Origin of the sequence: Gluconacetobacter takamatsuzukensis, from assembly GCF_014174275.1 — a bacterium.
In the GTDB taxonomy this organism is placed as follows: Bacteria; Pseudomonadota; Alphaproteobacteria; order Acetobacterales; family Acetobacteraceae; genus Gluconacetobacter; species Gluconacetobacter takamatsuzukensis.
This window is the reverse complement of record NZ_JABEQK010000008.1, coordinates 1-14293: the sequence shown is the minus strand read 5'-3', so window position 1 is coordinate 14293 and position 14293 is coordinate 1. Positions and strand designations below refer to the sequence as shown.

12 protein-coding genes and 1 tRNA gene are annotated in these 14293 nt (G+C 69.1%); 7 read left to right on the top strand and 6 right to left on the bottom strand.

Translation table 11 applies throughout. The features are described 5' to 3' along the window. Nucleotides 1-77: 77 nt before the first annotated feature. Both mobB and cysG read left to right on the top strand, forming a co-directional pair. Nucleotides 78-653: a molybdopterin-guanine dinucleotide biosynthesis protein B gene (mobB, locus tag HLH27_RS11120; RefSeq protein ID WP_246375796.1), complete on the top strand. Its 576-nt coding sequence runs from the start codon at nucleotides 78-80 to the stop codon at nucleotides 651-653. Next, nucleotides 650-2095, top strand: a complete 1446-nt coding sequence (gene cysG / locus HLH27_RS11115) for a siroheme synthase CysG (protein ID WP_182950115.1) — start codon at nucleotides 650-652, stop codon at nucleotides 2093-2095. Before mobB ends, cysG begins: the two co-directional genes overlap by 4 nt. 269 nt (nucleotides 2096-2364) lie before the next feature. Here cysG and hpxZ read toward each other — a convergent pair whose 3' ends face one another. Next, on the bottom strand, nucleotides 2365-2751 hold the full coding sequence (gene hpxZ / locus HLH27_RS11110; RefSeq protein ID WP_182950114.1) for an oxalurate catabolism protein HpxZ: 387 nt from the start codon (nucleotides 2749-2751) through the stop codon (nucleotides 2365-2367). A gap of 144 nt (nucleotides 2752-2895) precedes the next feature. On the opposite strand from hpxZ, the gene HLH27_RS11105 reads away from it, so the two are divergent. Both HLH27_RS11105 and HLH27_RS11100 read left to right on the top strand, forming a co-directional pair. Continuing rightward, on the top strand, nucleotides 2896-3111 hold the full coding sequence (locus HLH27_RS11105) for a hypothetical protein (RefSeq protein ID WP_182950113.1): 216 nt from the start codon (nucleotides 2896-2898) through the stop codon (nucleotides 3109-3111). Further along, nucleotides 3108-3761, top strand: coding sequence for a helix-turn-helix transcriptional regulator (locus HLH27_RS11100; protein ID WP_182950112.1), 654 nt, complete (start codon nucleotides 3108-3110; stop codon nucleotides 3759-3761). Before HLH27_RS11105 ends, HLH27_RS11100 begins: the two co-directional genes overlap by 4 nt. Here HLH27_RS11100 and HLH27_RS11095 read toward each other — a convergent pair. From HLH27_RS11095 to HLH27_RS11075, 5 genes are all read right to left on the bottom strand, one after another. Beyond that, nucleotides 3742-5136, bottom strand: coding sequence for a sensor histidine kinase (locus HLH27_RS11095; RefSeq protein WP_182950111.1), 1395 nt, complete (start codon nucleotides 5134-5136; stop codon nucleotides 3742-3744). The two genes, HLH27_RS11100 and HLH27_RS11095, sit on opposite strands and share 20 nt — an antisense overlap. Continuing rightward, nucleotides 5133-5801, bottom strand: coding sequence for a response regulator (locus HLH27_RS11090; protein ID WP_182950110.1), 669 nt, complete (start codon nucleotides 5799-5801; stop codon nucleotides 5133-5135). The genes HLH27_RS11095 and HLH27_RS11090 overlap by 4 nt, the downstream gene beginning before the upstream one ends. Before the next feature lie 98 nt (nucleotides 5802-5899). Continuing rightward, the gene (locus HLH27_RS11085) at nucleotides 5900-8968 is read right to left on the bottom strand and encodes an efflux RND transporter permease subunit (protein ID WP_182950109.1); all 3069 of its coding nucleotides are present in this window, start codon (nucleotides 8966-8968) and stop codon (nucleotides 5900-5902) included. A 1-nt stretch (nucleotide 8969) separates the two neighbouring features. Next, the gene (locus HLH27_RS11080; protein WP_182950108.1) at nucleotides 8970-10136 is read right to left on the bottom strand and encodes an efflux RND transporter periplasmic adaptor subunit; all 1167 of its coding nucleotides are present in this window, start codon (nucleotides 10134-10136) and stop codon (nucleotides 8970-8972) included. Further along, nucleotides 10133-11350 (bottom strand): TolC family protein, encoded by a 1218-nt coding sequence (locus HLH27_RS11075; protein ID WP_408870839.1) that lies wholly within the window; start codon nucleotides 11348-11350, stop codon nucleotides 10133-10135. The genes HLH27_RS11080 and HLH27_RS11075 overlap by 4 nt, the downstream gene beginning before the upstream one ends. A 219-nt stretch (nucleotides 11351-11569) precedes the next feature. On the opposite strand from HLH27_RS11075, the gene lepA reads away from it, so the two are divergent. From lepA to HLH27_RS11060, 3 genes are all read left to right on the top strand, one after another. Continuing rightward, a complete protein-coding gene (gene lepA, locus HLH27_RS11070; RefSeq protein WP_182950106.1) occupies nucleotides 11570-13375 on the top strand; it encodes a translation elongation factor 4 in 1806 nt (601 codons plus the stop codon). Between the two features lie 129 nt (nucleotides 13376-13504). Beyond that, nucleotides 13505-13595 (top strand) — tRNA-Ser (locus HLH27_RS11065). A 91-nt stretch (nucleotides 13596-13686) separates the two neighbouring features. Then, a complete protein-coding gene (locus tag HLH27_RS11060; RefSeq protein ID WP_182950105.1) occupies nucleotides 13687-14277 on the top strand; it encodes a DUF6538 domain-containing protein in 591 nt (196 codons plus the stop codon). Nucleotides 14278-14293: the final 16 nt, after the last annotated feature.

The window sequence follows — 14293 nt, the reverse complement described above, 5'->3', positions numbered from 1 at the left end:
GTCGCCGGACCATCCGGCCCCGACCTTGCCATCATCGGGGATTGAAGGCACCTCTACCCTCGGGGCAAACACGCGGAATGCAGGCGCAACAGGACAAGACGATGCGGCAGGCCGCCATCATGGGCATTACCGGGCGCAGCGGCGCGGGCAAGACGACGCTGATGGTCCGCCTGCTGGAAACGCTGGCCGCCAGGGGCCTGCGCGTGTCCACCATCAAGCACGCCCATCATGGTTTCGACATGGACCGCCCCGGCAAGGATTCCCACCGCCACCGCACGGCCGGCGCGCATGAGGTCCTGGTGGCCTCCGACACACGCTGGGCCCTGCTGCACGAACAGCAGCCCGCACCCCCACCCACCCTGCCCGACCTGATCGCCCGCATGGCCCCGGCAGACCTGATCCTGGTCGAAGGCTTCCGCGCCGCCCTGCCGGTCGCGATCGAGGTCTACCGTCCCGCACTGGGCAAGGACCCGCTCTGGCCCGCCACCCCCCATATCACGGCCGTCGCCACCGACGCCCCGGCACTTCCCCTGCCACCCGGCACCGCAAGGCTGGACCTGAACGACACCGACGCCATCGCCCGTTTCGTGCTGGCCCACGCCCGCCCCTGCCCGCCCATCCCGGAACGCCAGGCCACGGAAAACACGCCATGACCGCATCCGACGAACCCGGCTGGTTCCCCATCGCCCTGCGCCTGCGCGATGCACGGGTGCTGGTGGTCGGCGGCGGCGGAATCGCCCTGAACAAGATCCGCCTGCTGCTGGCCCACACGGCACGGGTCGAGGTCCTGGCCCCCCGGCTCGACGACGCGCTGGCCACCCTGCGCGACACGGGCGCCATCCACCACATCGCGGCCGAAGCCGATCCGGACCGGCTCGACGCCCTCCTGCCCGGCTGCCGCCTAGTCTACGCCGCGACCGACGACCGCACCGTCAACCGCGCCGTCGCGGCCCGGGCCGATGCGCTGAACATCCCGGTCTGCGCGGTAGACGACCCCACACCCTCCAGCTTCATCACGCCGGCACAGATCCATCGCGGCCCGGTACGGATCGCCATCTCCACCGGCGGCGCCGCCCCGGTGCTGGCCCGCCGCCTGCGCGAACGTATCGAGGCAGCCATGCCCGCCGGGCTGGACGGGCTGGCCCGCTTCCTGCGCGACAACCGCACCCACGTCGTCACGCGCTGCCCCGACATCGACCGCCGCCGCCGCGTGTGGGAGGCCTTTCTCGACGGCAGGGGCGGAGAAGCCGCCCAGCGCGGCGATACCCAAACCGCAAGACAGGTACTGGACCATCTGCTGGACGGCACCCCCGTCACGGGCGAGGTCTGGCTGGTCGGCGCCGGCCCCGGCGACCCCGACCTGCTGACCCTGCGCGCCCTGCACCTGATGCAGAACGCCGATTCCGTGCTCTACGACCAGCTCCTGCCGCCCGAACTGCTGGACCGCGTGCGCCGCGACGCCACCCGGGTCTTCGTCGGCAAGCAGCGCGACCGCCACACCATGCCGCAACCCGACATCAACGCCGAACTCATCCGCCGCGCCAGCGCCGGCGAGCGCGTCCTGCGCCTCAAGGGCGGCGACCCCTTCATCTTCGGTCGCGGCGGCGAGGAAATCGAAGCCCTGGTCGAAGCCGGCATCCCCTTCCAGGTCGTGCCCGGCATCACGGCGGCCAGCGGCTGCGCGGCCTATGCCGGCATTCCCCTGACCCACCGCGATTGCGCGCAATCCTGCCTGTTCGTCACCGGCCACGCCCGCAAGGACGGCACGCTGGACCTGCCATGGGAACGCATGGCCGGCGCGGGCCAGACGATCGCCATCTACATGGGCGTCAGCGCCCTGCCCGACCTGTGCGCGATGCTGGTCCGCCACGGCCTGCCCCCCGACTGGCCCGCCGCCATCATCGAACGCGGCACCCGCCCCGACCAGCGCGTGCTGACCGGCACGCTCGACACCCTGCCCACCCTGGCCCACACAAACGGCATAGGCAGCCCGGCCCTGATCCTGGTGGGCGAGGTCGTGCACCACCGGGTGGTGTCTCCCTCGGGGGAGAAAGGCTCTTCTTTTTCTGAAGAAAAAGAAGCAAAAAGACTTTGATCCGTTCGGGGCCATCACGCGCCCCAGAAAAAAACTCCTGAACGAATCAAAAGTTTTTTGGTTCTTTTTTCCAAAAAAGAACAGAAACGCTCACCCGCCGAAACCCGAAACCTGTCTGTCAATACGGTCTGGCGAGCGAGAGCGGCCCACCGGGCCGCGCCCGTCGTGTGTTTCCGAGCACCGAAGCGGAGCGGCCTTGATGGCCGTGAGCATCGAAGCACAGGAAACGCGCGTCGGATCGCCGCCAGACCGCATTGACAAACAGGTTTTCAGGACATGTCTGCCATTAATGAGACATGGGCGCAGGTAATCTTCCAGCCCTCGTCGGTGCGGATCCACGTCTGGCTCTGCCGCCCGATCCGCGTGGCTCCTTCGCGCAGGAATTCCAGATTGACGGTCGCCAGATCGGTCCCGAACGTCGTCACCACCCGCCGCAACACCCGCCGCTGCGGCGACCCGCCAACGCGGCCCTTGCGAAAGGCCGCGATCTCGGCAAACCCGTACAGCACCTCGCCCACCCCGTAGCGGACGGTCTCCGGCGCATCGCGAAACAGCGCGTCCAGCACGTCCAGCTCATTGGCCATCAAGGCCGCCTCATACCGGTCGGACATCGCCGTCACCTCGGCCACGATGGCGGGGTCGTCGATCAGCAGCATGTGGGCCCTCCTGCATTCCGCGGGAAAGTCTATCGCGACACATCACGGGGGCAACCACAAACGGAACACCCCCGATACGCGGACCGGCACAGGCCCGCACCATCACGGTTGCAAGCCGCGCGCGAAACGCCGATCCTCCGCCGCATGTGGACCGAACCCTATCTGGAAACATGCTGCCGGTCGGCCCTGCACCGGCTGATGCTCAGCGGCACGGCCGGGCGCCCGGCGGGGATGAAGGACCAGCCATGCCTGGAACGGCTGGAACGGATGGGCCTTGCCGCCCGGGATACCGGCGGCCGCTACCACCCCACGCCGCAGGGCGCGGCCCGGCATGAATCGGAAATCCTCTCCCCCTCATGATGCGGCATGACGATCTGTGGCGCGCGCTGGACGTGCTGGCCGCCGAACGCGGCCTCACCCCCTCCGGCCTGGCCCGCGCGGCGGGGCTGGACCCGACCAGCTTCAACCCCTCCAAGCGCGCCACGGCGGCCGGCCGCCCCCGCTGGCCCGGTACCGAAAGCCTGTCGCGAGTGCTGGACATCACGGGCATGAGCCTGGAGGCCTTCGCCCGGCTGGCGGGCGGCCAGAACCCGCTGGCCCCCACGCCCCATGCCGGCCGGCCGCGCCTGCGCCTGTCCGCCTTCTCGCATCTCGACCAGCCGGGCATGTTCGACGGCGCGGGCCTGCCCAGCGGCCGCCTGTGGGACCAGTGGGAAATGCCCGGCACCACCGAGGCCGATCTCTACGCGGTCACGCTGGATACCGACCTGTTCGAGCCGGTATTCCGCGCCGGGACCATCCTGATGGTCTCGCCCGGCACCCCGGCCCGCCGGCGCGACCGGGTGCTGGTCCTGCGGCCGGAGGGCGCCCTGTGCGCGGTGGTGGTCGACCCGCGGGCCGGCATCGGCACCGGCCCCCTGCTGGCGATGATCGGCGCCAGCGCGGGCGGCGGCGCGTTCGAAACCGACCCCGCCGACCATGTGCACCGCATCATGATGGCCTTCCTGTAGCCCCCACCCCGGCCAGCGCGGGCACGGGCGCCGGCACCGCCTCGCACGCCGCCAGCACCACGCGGGCGCGAAACCCCCGCGCCCACCCCGGCACGGGCGAGGCAATCTCCAGCCGCGCCCCCATCTGCCCGGCAATGCTGGCGGCAATGGCCAGCCCCAGCCCGCTGCCGTCGGCCGCACTCCCCCCGCGCACGAAGGGCTCGGTCAGGCCGGGCAGGATCGCTTCTGCCACCGGCGCGCAATCATTCACGATATCCACCACCCCACCCTGCGACAGCGTCACCGCGATCACGGCATCGGGCACGCCGTGATGGGCCGCGTTCTCGATCAGGTTGCGGAACAGGATGCCCGCAGCATCGATATCCCCGCGCGCGAACAGCGCCTCCATCCCGTCGCAATCCACGGTGACGACGGGAAAGGCCGGCGGCATGTCGGCAAATTCCTCCGCAAGGATCTGCAACACCGCGATCAGGTCGAACCGGTCGTCCCCCATCGCGGCCCCCGACGACGCGCGCGACAATTGCAGCAGCTTTTCCGTCATCCGCCCCAGCCGGCGGATCTGCCCGATCATGGCGGCGACACGACCCGGCGCCTCCGGCTCGTGCAACTGTTCGCGCAGCATCTGGGCCTGCGCCAGCAGCGCGCCGATCGGGTTGCGCAATTCATGCGCCGCATTGGCCGCAAAGGCCCGCTCGGTCGAAAGCGCCTTCTTCAGCCGGTCCAGCAGCAGGTTCACCGCCATGTGGATCGCCGACAGTTCCTCGGGCAGGTCCAGCGCCGGAACGGGCGCCAGGTTGCCGCCGCCCCGCACGCGGATTTCCGCCTGCAACGCGGTCAGCGGCCGCAGGGCCCGCCGCACCACCCAGCGCACCAGCAGCCACACGGCGGGCAGGAACACGATCATCGGCAGGATCGAGATCAGCGTCGCCCGCCGCACCGCCTCGCGCCGATGAAAGGTCGGCTCGCCCACAAGGATGTAGTGCCCGCCATCCGAAGCCTTGACGACATAGACCCGAAAGCGCGGCCGATCGTAAAATCCCCCGCGCAGCACAGGCACGAAAGTTTCGGCCGGCGCGTTCTGCGAGCGCAGGAGCAACTGCCCGTCCGGCGTCGCGATCTGATAGGCCAGCGTGCGCGGCCCCACCTCCGGCAGCAGCGCGACCGTCCCCCCGGCAGGGTGCACGGCATGGGCGGCGATGACGAATTCCAGCCGCTCGGCCACTTCCTGCAACGAATTGTCCAGCCGCTCCGTCACCTCGTAGCGCGTAAACCCCGCCACCAGCACGCTCAGCAGCGCCAGGCAGCCCAGCACCACCACCAGCACCCCGGCCATGATGCGGGTGGCCAGGCTCCATCGTCCGCCGCCGCGCCTCATGCACCCTCCCCGCGCGCCAGCCGGTAGCCGCGCCCGCGCACGGTCTGTACCAGCCCCGCCCCCACCTTCTTGCGCACGCGGCTGATAAAGACCTCGATCGCATTGCTCTCGATTTCCTCGCCCAGCCCGTAAAGCGCATCCTCGATCTGCTCGCGGGAGCAGATCGCCCCGGCCCGGCGGGCCAGCAGGGCAATCACCGCCCATTCGCGCGCCGTCAGGTCCACATCCTGCCCCCGGCGGGACAGGCTGTGCCGGCCGAGATCGATCTCCACCTCGCCCAGCGTCAGCCGGTTGCTGGCCAGCGCCCCATACCGGCGCGAAACGGCGTCCAGACGCGCCAGCAATTCGTCGAAATCATAGGGTTTGACGATGTAATCGTCCGCACCGTCCGACAGGCCGGCAATCCGGTCGCTGATCTGGTCCTGCGCGGTGGCGATCATCACCGCCATCGCCGACCCGCCCCGCCGGATCTCCCGCAGCAGGTCGCGCCCGCTGCCATCGGGCAATCCCAGGTCCAGCAGCAGAAAATCATAGGCAATGGCCGCCAGCGCCGCGCGCGCATCGGCCAGCGTGGTCAGCCAGTCGACGGCATGCCCGGCCCGCCGCAGCCGCTCCTGCACCGCCGACCCCAACGGCCTCTCATCCTCGACAACCAGGATCCGCACGGCATCCCCTATGCACTATCAGGCTCCCCCCCACCCAACGACCGGGTTTCCAAAGGGCGAGCGCCCTTTGGCGGGGCCCGGGGCAGGGCCCCGAAAGCCTACCCTTTTTTCCGCTCCCGCATCACCCGCGCATAAAGCGAAGGCAACACCAGCAACGTCAGCACGGTAGACGATACCAGCCCCCCGATCACCACGGTCGCCAGGGGCCGCTCGACCTCCGCCCCCGCGCTGGTCGAAAACGCCATGGGAAAGAAGCCCAGGCTCGCCACCAGCGCGGTCGCGATCACCGGCCGAAACCGCTGCTCCGCCGCCTCGAAGGCCGCGCGCGCCACTTCCATCCCGGTGCGGCGCAGATGCTGGATGTAACTGACCAGCACCACCCCGTTCAGGATCGCGACCCCGAACAGCGCGATAAACCCGATCCCGGCCGAAATGCTGAACGGCAGCCCGCGCACCGCCAGCGCCAGAATCCCCCCCGTGGCGGCCATGGGCAGGTTGACGAACACCAGCGCGGCAGGGGCCACCGACCCCAGCGCCAGCACCAGCAGCCCGAAGATCAGCGCCAGCGCGATCGGCACCACGATCTCCAGCCGCGCCATGGCCGATTGCAGGTTGCGGAACTGCCCCTCCCAGCTCATCCGATAGCCGGGCGGCAGCCGCACCCGCGCCGCCACCGCCCGCTGCGCCGCCGCGACGTAGGAACTCAGGTCCCGCCCCCGCACATTGGCCTGCACGACCAGCCGGCGCTGGATACGGTCGCGGCTGATGCGCGGCGGCCCGTCGACCACCGACACACGCGCCACCTGCGACAGCGGCACCAGCCCGCCCCCATCGGCCCGGCGGACGCGCAGCCCGGCAATCTGCTCCACCGAGGCCACCTGGTCGGGCACGAAGCGGATCTGCGTGTTCACCACCGCATCGTCCATGATCACGGGCCGCCCGATATGCCCCCCCACCGCCTCGACCGTGTCCAGGATGTCCGCCATCGTCACGTCCAGCCGCGCCGCGCGCTCCCGGTCGATATCGACATGAACGAACGGCACGGTCCCGTCGCCCTGCGGCGCCACGTCGGCCGCCCCCGGCACGCTGCCCAGCGCCGCCGCCACCTGGTCGCCCAGCCGCGACAGCGTGGCCAGGTCGGGCCCGTAGATCGACACCGCGATCTGGCTGCGCACCCCCGACAGCAAATCGTCCATGCGCATCTGCACCGGCTGGCTCCACGAGAACCGGGCATCGGGCAGGCGGTCGCGCAACGCCCGGTCGAAGGCCTCGACCAGCCCCTCCTGCGTGCGCGCGGTGCGCCAGTTCGACGGGTCCTTCAGGAACACGAACGTATCGGTCTCGTTCACGCCCATCGGGTCGGTCGGAATGGCCGAGGTCCCGGTATTGCTCACGACGGTCGCAATGTCGGGGAACCCCATCAGGATGCGTTCCTCCTTCCCGACCGACTCCAGCACCGTGGGCAGCGCGGCACTGGGCAGGCGCGTCGCCGTCACCACCAGCGCCCCCTCGCCCAGTTGCGGGATGAACTCGCCCCCCAGCCGCATGGCCAGCACGACGGAGACCAGGAACACCGCGATCGTGGCGCCGAACAGCGGGCCGGGATGGGTCTCCCCCCAGCGCACGGCCGGCCCGTATCGGCGCCGCAGCGCCGCCACCAGCCGCGTGTCGCCATGCGCCCGGCTGCCGCGCAGCGCCAGCGCCCCGATCACCGGCACGCACACCACGCAATAGGCCAGCGAGGCCAGCAGCGCCATGATGACGGTCTGCGCCATGGGGCGGAACATCTTCCCCTCGATCCCCTGCAAGGTCAGGATCGGCAGATAGACCATCACGATCACCAGGATGGCGAAGGTGACGGGCCGCAGCACCTGCGTGGTCGCCGACACGATCTGCGCCCGCAGGTCGGCCGCGGGCTCGGTCTCGCGCATCGCCAGCAGATGCTCCACCACCACCAGCGAACTGTCGACGATCATGCCGAAATCGATCGCCCCGAGGCTGAGCAGGTTGGCCGAAATGCCGAACTGCCGCATCCCCGTCATGGCACAGACCAGCGCGAAGGGAATGACCGAGGCAATCACCAGCGACGCCCGCCAGTCCCCGATCACCACCACCAGCACGCCGACCACCAGCACCGCCCCCATCAGCAGGTTGTCGCGCACGGTGGCGATGGTGCGGTTGGTCAGGTCCGACCGGCTGTAATACGGGTCCAGCGTCACGCCCGGCGGCAGGGTGCGCGCAATGCCCGGCAGCGCCGCGCGAATGGCGGCCAGCGTGGCGTCCGAGCTGGCACCCTGCCGCATCATCACCACGCCGTTGACGATCTCGCCCCGCCCGTCGCGCGTCACCGCCCCCAGCCGGGTGCGCGGCCCCATCGACACCGCGCCGACATCGCGCAGGCGGATCGCCGTGCCGTCGGCATTGCTGCGCACCGCCAGCGCGCCGAAATCGTCCAGGTTACGGACCAGCCCGCGCCCGACCACGATCTGCTGCTCGGCATGATGCTCGATCCACCCGCCGCCCGACGCCGCATTGTTGCCGTCCACGGCGCGATAGACATCGCCCACCGAAACGCCCAGCGCATTCAGCCGCGCCTGGTCCAGCGCCACCTGAAAGGTCTGCTCGGCCCCGCCATTGACGTTCACGTCCACCACGCCGGGCACCAGCTTCAATTGCGGCACCACGCTCCAGGTCATCAGCCGGTTCAGCTCCATCGGCGAGCGATGGGCGCCCAGGATCTCGATCTGCATGATCTCGCCCATGCCGGTCGCCAGCGGGCCCATGTTGATCGACAGGCCCGGCACCGCGATCAGCGCCCGCGCCTGCTGGATGCGCTCGTTGACCCGGGTGCGATCCAGGTCGATGTCGGTCTCGTCGTCGAACTGCACATAGACGACCGACACCCCGGACCGCGAGACCGAGCGCAGGTCGTTCATCCCCGGGATCCCGGCCATGCTGGCCTCGACGGGGAAGGTGATCAGCCGCTCGACCTCCTCGGTCGCCAGCCCGGGTGCGACGACCGAAACCAGCACCTGACGGGGCGAGATATCGGGCACCGCCTCCACGGGCAGCCCCACCACCGCCGCCATCCCGGCGAGCATGAGCGCGAGCACGGCCCCCAGGACGACGAATCGGTTCGCCTGGAGCAGCAGCAGAAAGGCCCGCATGTCAGTCGTCCCCGCCCATCCCGGCCAGCAGCAGGATCGATTTCAGGGCGAAACTGCCATGCGCGGCCACGATCTCCCCGGCCGACAGGCCCGCGAGAATGACCGCGCTCTCCCCGCTGTCGATCCCGACCGTCACCGGCACGGGCCGATACCCGTCGGCCCCCTGGCGCACGAACACCATGTCGCGCCCCGCGATCTGCTGCACCGCCTCCGACGGCACCACGATCCCGCTCTTCCTGTCGGCGGTCTCCAGCGCCACGTCCAGCATCATGCCCGGCCGCAGCGCCCCGTCCGGATTGGGCACGGCGCTGATCACGCGCACCAGCCCGGTGGCGGCCGAGGCCGCGCCGCTGATGCTGTCGATGCGGCTCTCGATCCGCCGCCCGTCCAGCAGCGCGGTCTGCCGCCCGCCCACCACCAGCCGCGCGGCATCCTGCGGCGCGATGTCCGACACGATCCAGACCGACGACAGGTCGATCAGCGTCGCGGCCACCTGCCCGGCCTCGATATCGCCGCCAGTCGACACGCCCAGATCCTGCACCATGCCGTCGATGGGGGCGAGCAGCGACGAGGTCTCGTCCCCGCCGGTGGTCGTGCGCTCGCTGACCGAATTGAACTCTTCCTCGAAGCGATGGGTCATGGTGCCCACATCCGCCTGCCGGGCGGCCACGGTGCTGCGCGCCTCCTGCAACACGGCCAGCCGGCGCCGCACTTCCCCCTGCGAGACGGTGCTGCCCGACAGGTCCCGCGCCCGCCGCCACGCCGCCTCGGCCTCCGCCTCCGCCGCCAGCGCGCCCGCCAGCGCGGCATGCATCTGCACCGATTGCAGCCGCGCGACATGCAGCGAGTGGTCCAGGTAATCGACCAGCACGCTGTCGCGCGCCACATGCTGCCCGGCCATCACATGCACCCGCAGCACCTTGCCCGCGCCGACGGGCCGCACGCGCACGATCCGCGTCTCGTCGGCCGTCACGCTGGCCAGCACCGGCAATGTCCGCGACAGGGCACCCAGCCGGGCCACGCAGTCGGTCACACCCTCCGCCCGCCGCGCTTCCGCCCCGATCGTCACCGGCGCCGGCGCCCCCTCCGCCTCGGCCCGCACGGGCGACGACAGGCCGGGGCCGATCAGGGCGGCAGCCAGCACCGGCCCGGCCCACACGCGCCTCATGGCGTGATCCCGGTGGCGATGGCGGCGCGCAGGATGGCGGCATGCCAGCCGATTTCGGCCGAATTCAGCGCCAGGATGGCGTTATAGGCGCCCAGCCGCGCCCGCAATGCCTCGATCAGAGCCGTCTCCCCCACCTGCCAGGACCGTTCCATCTCATCGGCGCGCCGGTTCAGCGCGGCGGCCGAGGTCCGCGCGCTCTCCAGCGTCGTCCGCGCCGCATCCAGCCGGGCACGCACCTGCGCCAGTTCCACCCGCACCATGCGCCGCGCCTGCACTTCCTGGCTGCCGGCCGCCGCCAGCCGGTTGCGGGCCTCGGACATCATCGGCACGTTGCGCGCCTCGCTGGGCAGGGGCACCGAAACCTGCACCCCCACGCGGCTGTCCCACGGGCTGCCATACTGGCCCTCATGGATCGCGCCGACCCCGATTTCCGGATTGGGCATGAACGACGCCTTGGCCAGCCGCACCGATTCCTGCGCGGCGGCCACATCGCGATGGGCGGCCCGCACGCGCGGGTCGTTATCCTCCACCACCTGCGGCGTATCCAGGCGCGTCCGCGCCAGGAAACGCGCATCGTAAGACAGGATGTCGGGCAGCCCCGGCCGGCCCAGCAGCACCGCCAGCGCCGCGCCGGTGGTCTCCACCTGCTCGCGCGCCAGCCCGGCCTCGGTCCGCGCGGCGGCCAGTTCGGCCATCGCCGCCTGCCGGTCGGCAGCGGTCGATTCCCCCACGCGCTGCGCCCGGTCGATCGCACTGCCCAGCCGCTGCATCGCCTGCACCAGCGACAGCGCCACGGCCAGCCGGCGCTGGGCGATCACCTGCGCCGACGCCGCCTCCAGCACCCGCACGGCCACGGCCATGTGCGCGACATTCAGCTTTTCCTGGATGGTGGCCGATTCCGCCTGCGCCACCCGCCGCGTCGCGGTCCCCTGCCCCGGCAGCCACAGCGGCACCGATACGGTACCCTCATACGTGGTGTAGCCGAGATTCGAGCCGATCAGATGGTCGTCGAAATATTGCGCCGACACCACGGGCCCGCCGGGAAACCACGATTTCGCGGCATCCGCCCGCGCATCGGCCGACTGGCGGTTGGTCGTCAGCTCCGCCCGGGTCGGATCGACCGCCCAGGCGGCGCTGACCGCCTCGTGAAACGACAGGTCGGCCGCCCGCGCCATGCCGCCGGGCAGGCCCAGGCCGAGGATCATGGCCAGCATGGTACAAAGGGCCGGCTTTTCGGCACCGTGCCGACGCGACAAGGCCCCTGGCATCCATCCATCCCTACGCTCCGGATGGCCCGATGCCACCCCTGCCGAAAGCGCGCTCTAGCACACCAAGCTGACAGGACCCTGAACGCCGGGCCGGGCACCGGACCCATGGGAGAATTTGCGCGAGCCCCGCTGACTTTCGCGGGGTTTTGGCCTATGTCTGCGCCCATGACCGACACACCGCTCTCGCTGATCCGCAATTTCTCGATCATCGCGCATATCGACCACGGCAAGTCGACGCTGGCCGACCGGCTGATTCAGGCCTGCGGCGCGCTGACGGCGCGCGAAATGACCAACCAGGTCCTCGACAACATGGAGCTGGAGCGCGAGCGCGGCATCACCATCAAGGCGCAGACGGTACGCCTGACCTACCCGGCCAAGGACGGCAAGACCTACGTCCTGAACCTCATGGACACGCCGGGCCATGTCGATTTCGCCTACGAGGTCAGCCGCTCGCTGGCGGCCTGCGAGGGCTCGCTGCTGGTCGTCGACGCCTCGCAGGGCGTGGAGGCGCAGACGCTGGCCAATGTCTACCAGGCCATCGACGCCCATCACGAGATCGTGCCGGTCCTGAACAAGGTGGACCTCCCCGCCGCCGAGCCCGAGCGCGTCCGCGCGCAGATCGAGGAAGTGATCGGCATCCCAGCCGACGACGCGGTCCAGATCTCGGCCAAGACGGGCCTGAACATCGAAGGCGTGCTGGAAGCACTGGTCACGCGCCTTCCCCCCCCGGTCGGCGACGACACCAGGCCGTTGCAGGCCCTGCTGGTCGATAGCTGGTACGACCCGTATCTGGGCGTGATCATCCTGGTCCGCGTCAAGGAAGGCCGGCTGAAGCGCGGCATGCGCATCCGCATGATGTCCAACGGCGCGGTCTACAATGTCGACCAGGTGGGCGTGTTCGCCCCGCGCATGGTCCCGGTCGAGGATCTGGGCCCGGGCGAGATGGGCTACATCAACGCGGCGATCAAGACGGTGGCCGACTGCAATGTGGGCGACACGCTGACCGACGACCGCCGCCCGGCCGAAACCGCGCTGGAGGGCTTCAAGCCGTCGATCCCGGTGGTCTGGTGCGGCCTGTATCCCGTCGACGCCGACGATTTCGAGAAACTGCGCGACAGCCTGTCCAAGCTGCGGCTCAACGATGCCTCGTTCCATTACGAGGCCGAGACCTCCGCCGCGCTGGGCTTCGGCTTCCGCTGCGGCTTCCTGGGCCTGCTGCACCTGGAAATCATCCAGGAGCGGCTGAGCCGCGAATTCAACCTGGACCTGATCGCGACCGCCCCCTCGGTGGTCTACCGCCTCTACCGCACGAACGGCGAGATGGAGGAACTGCACAACCCCGCCGACATGCCCGACGGCTCGGTGATCGAGCGGATCGAGGAACCCTGGATCGTCGCCACCATCATGGTGCCCGACGAATATCTGGGTGCGGTGCTGACCCTGTGCAGCGAGCGGCGCGGCATCCAGAAGGACCTCACCTATGTCGGCAACCGGGCGATGGCGGTCTACCGCCTGCCGCTGAACGAGGTGGTGTTCGATTTCTACGACCGCCTGAAATCGGTCTCGCGCGGCTATGCCAGCTTCGACTACCAGATGGACGGCTACGAAGAGAGCGACCTGGTCCGGATCTCGATCCTGGTCAATCTGGAACCGGTGGACGCCCTGTCCTTCATCGCCCACCGCTCGGCGGCCGAAAGCCGCGGCCGCTCGATCTGCGCCAAGCTGAAGGAACTGATCCCCCGCCAGCTCTTCAAGATCGCGATCCAGGCCGCAATCGGCAGCCGCGTGATCGCGCGCGAGACGATCGGCGCCATGTCCAAGGACGTCACGGCCAAATGCTATGGCGGCGACATCTCGCGCAAGCGCAAGCTTCTGGAGAAGCAGAAAGAGGGCAAGAAGCGCATGCGCCAGTTCGGCAAGGTCGAAATCCCCCAGAGCGCCTTCCTGGCCGCCCTCAAGATGGACCACTGACCCCCCAGGCACCCCGCGCGCAGCCCCCGCGCGCACCCCACCTTTACCCCCTTGCGCCGGCCGGAATTATTGCTATGTTCCCGCCCCATACCGACGGGCCTGCCACACCGGCAGCCCCGCCAGTGCGCCGGAGAGATGGCCGAGCGGCTTAAGGCGCACGCTTGGAAAGCGTGTGTGCGTTAATAGCGTACCGTGGGTTCGAATCCCACTCTCTCCGCCACCTAACTCATTGAAAACATTACTGAAATTGTCAGTTCACAGGTCCGTGAGCGAATTTTCTACAAAGCCCTTCTCCAAAATGGAGAAGAGGAATGCTGGCACTGGTCGGCAGTCACTACCACTACCGTCGCGCTGTCCCCGCTCGGCTCCGCGAGGCCATCGGCCAGCGTGAAGTCTGGTTGGCCCTGAAAACGACATCGCGGCGTCGTGCGAGGAATATTGCCGGCGTGTTACATGGCGAGACTGAACGTCTCTTCCATGCAGCCGGAGCCGGACAATTGCCTGAAAAATTTGACCTGCGCGGATATCTGCGCCGGATGGTCGATATTCATCCCAGTGACTTTGAGAACCGCCGCGAGCACCTGTCGGCCAACATAGGCGTTGGCCGTGATTTCCTGACATCAGGCAATCAATCCGTCATCAGGTCGTTCCTGTCTAACGTCGATGAACGCGATGCAATCATGCGTTCGGAGATTGAGTCACTGCGGCATGAACTGGGTGTCGCCAGAGCGTCAGGCAATCGAGAACACGAACGAGAACTCGTCGGTCTGCTGGACCGAGCATTGGCGTTGAGCGAGACACTGGCGGTGGTCTGCCTTGAGAAAACTGGTCCGATTCTGAAGAGAGCCCTATGGGGCATATGGATTGGAGGATTACATGGGACGTCAGCGTTTTACGCCTGAGCAGATCATCGCGAAA

Excerpts from the sequence above, each read along its gene's own strand:
- lepA (WP_182950106.1), top strand. The coding sequence starts at position 11,570 with ATGACCGACACACCGCTCTCGCTGATCCGCAATTTCTCGATCATCGCG.
- HLH27_RS11080 (WP_182950108.1), bottom strand. The coding sequence starts at position 10,136 with ATGAGGCGCGTGTGGGCCGGGCCGGTGCTGGCTGCCGCCCTGATCGGC.
- HLH27_RS11085 (WP_182950109.1), bottom strand. The coding sequence starts at position 8,968 with ATGCGGGCCTTTCTGCTGCTGCTCCAGGCGAACCGATTCGTCGTCCTG.
- hpxZ (WP_182950114.1), bottom strand. The coding sequence starts at position 2,751 with ATGCTGCTGATCGACGACCCCGCCATCGTGGCCGAGGTGACGGCGATG.
- HLH27_RS11105 (WP_182950113.1), top strand. The coding sequence starts at position 2,896 with ATGTGGACCGAACCCTATCTGGAAACATGCTGCCGGTCGGCCCTGCAC.
- HLH27_RS11075 (WP_408870839.1), bottom strand. The coding sequence starts at position 11,350 with ATGCTGGCCATGATCCTCGGCCTGGGCCTGCCCGGCGGCATGGCGCGG.
- HLH27_RS11060 (WP_182950105.1), top strand. The coding sequence starts at position 13,687 with ATGCTGGCACTGGTCGGCAGTCACTACCACTACCGTCGCGCTGTCCCC.
- cysG (WP_182950115.1), top strand. The coding sequence starts at position 650 with ATGACCGCATCCGACGAACCCGGCTGGTTCCCCATCGCCCTGCGCCTG.
- HLH27_RS11100 (WP_182950112.1), top strand. The coding sequence starts at position 3,108 with ATGATGCGGCATGACGATCTGTGGCGCGCGCTGGACGTGCTGGCCGCC.
- mobB (WP_246375796.1), top strand. The coding sequence starts at position 78 with ATGCAGGCGCAACAGGACAAGACGATGCGGCAGGCCGCCATCATGGGC.
- HLH27_RS11095 (WP_182950111.1), bottom strand. The coding sequence starts at position 5,136 with ATGAGGCGCGGCGGCGGACGATGGAGCCTGGCCACCCGCATCATGGCC.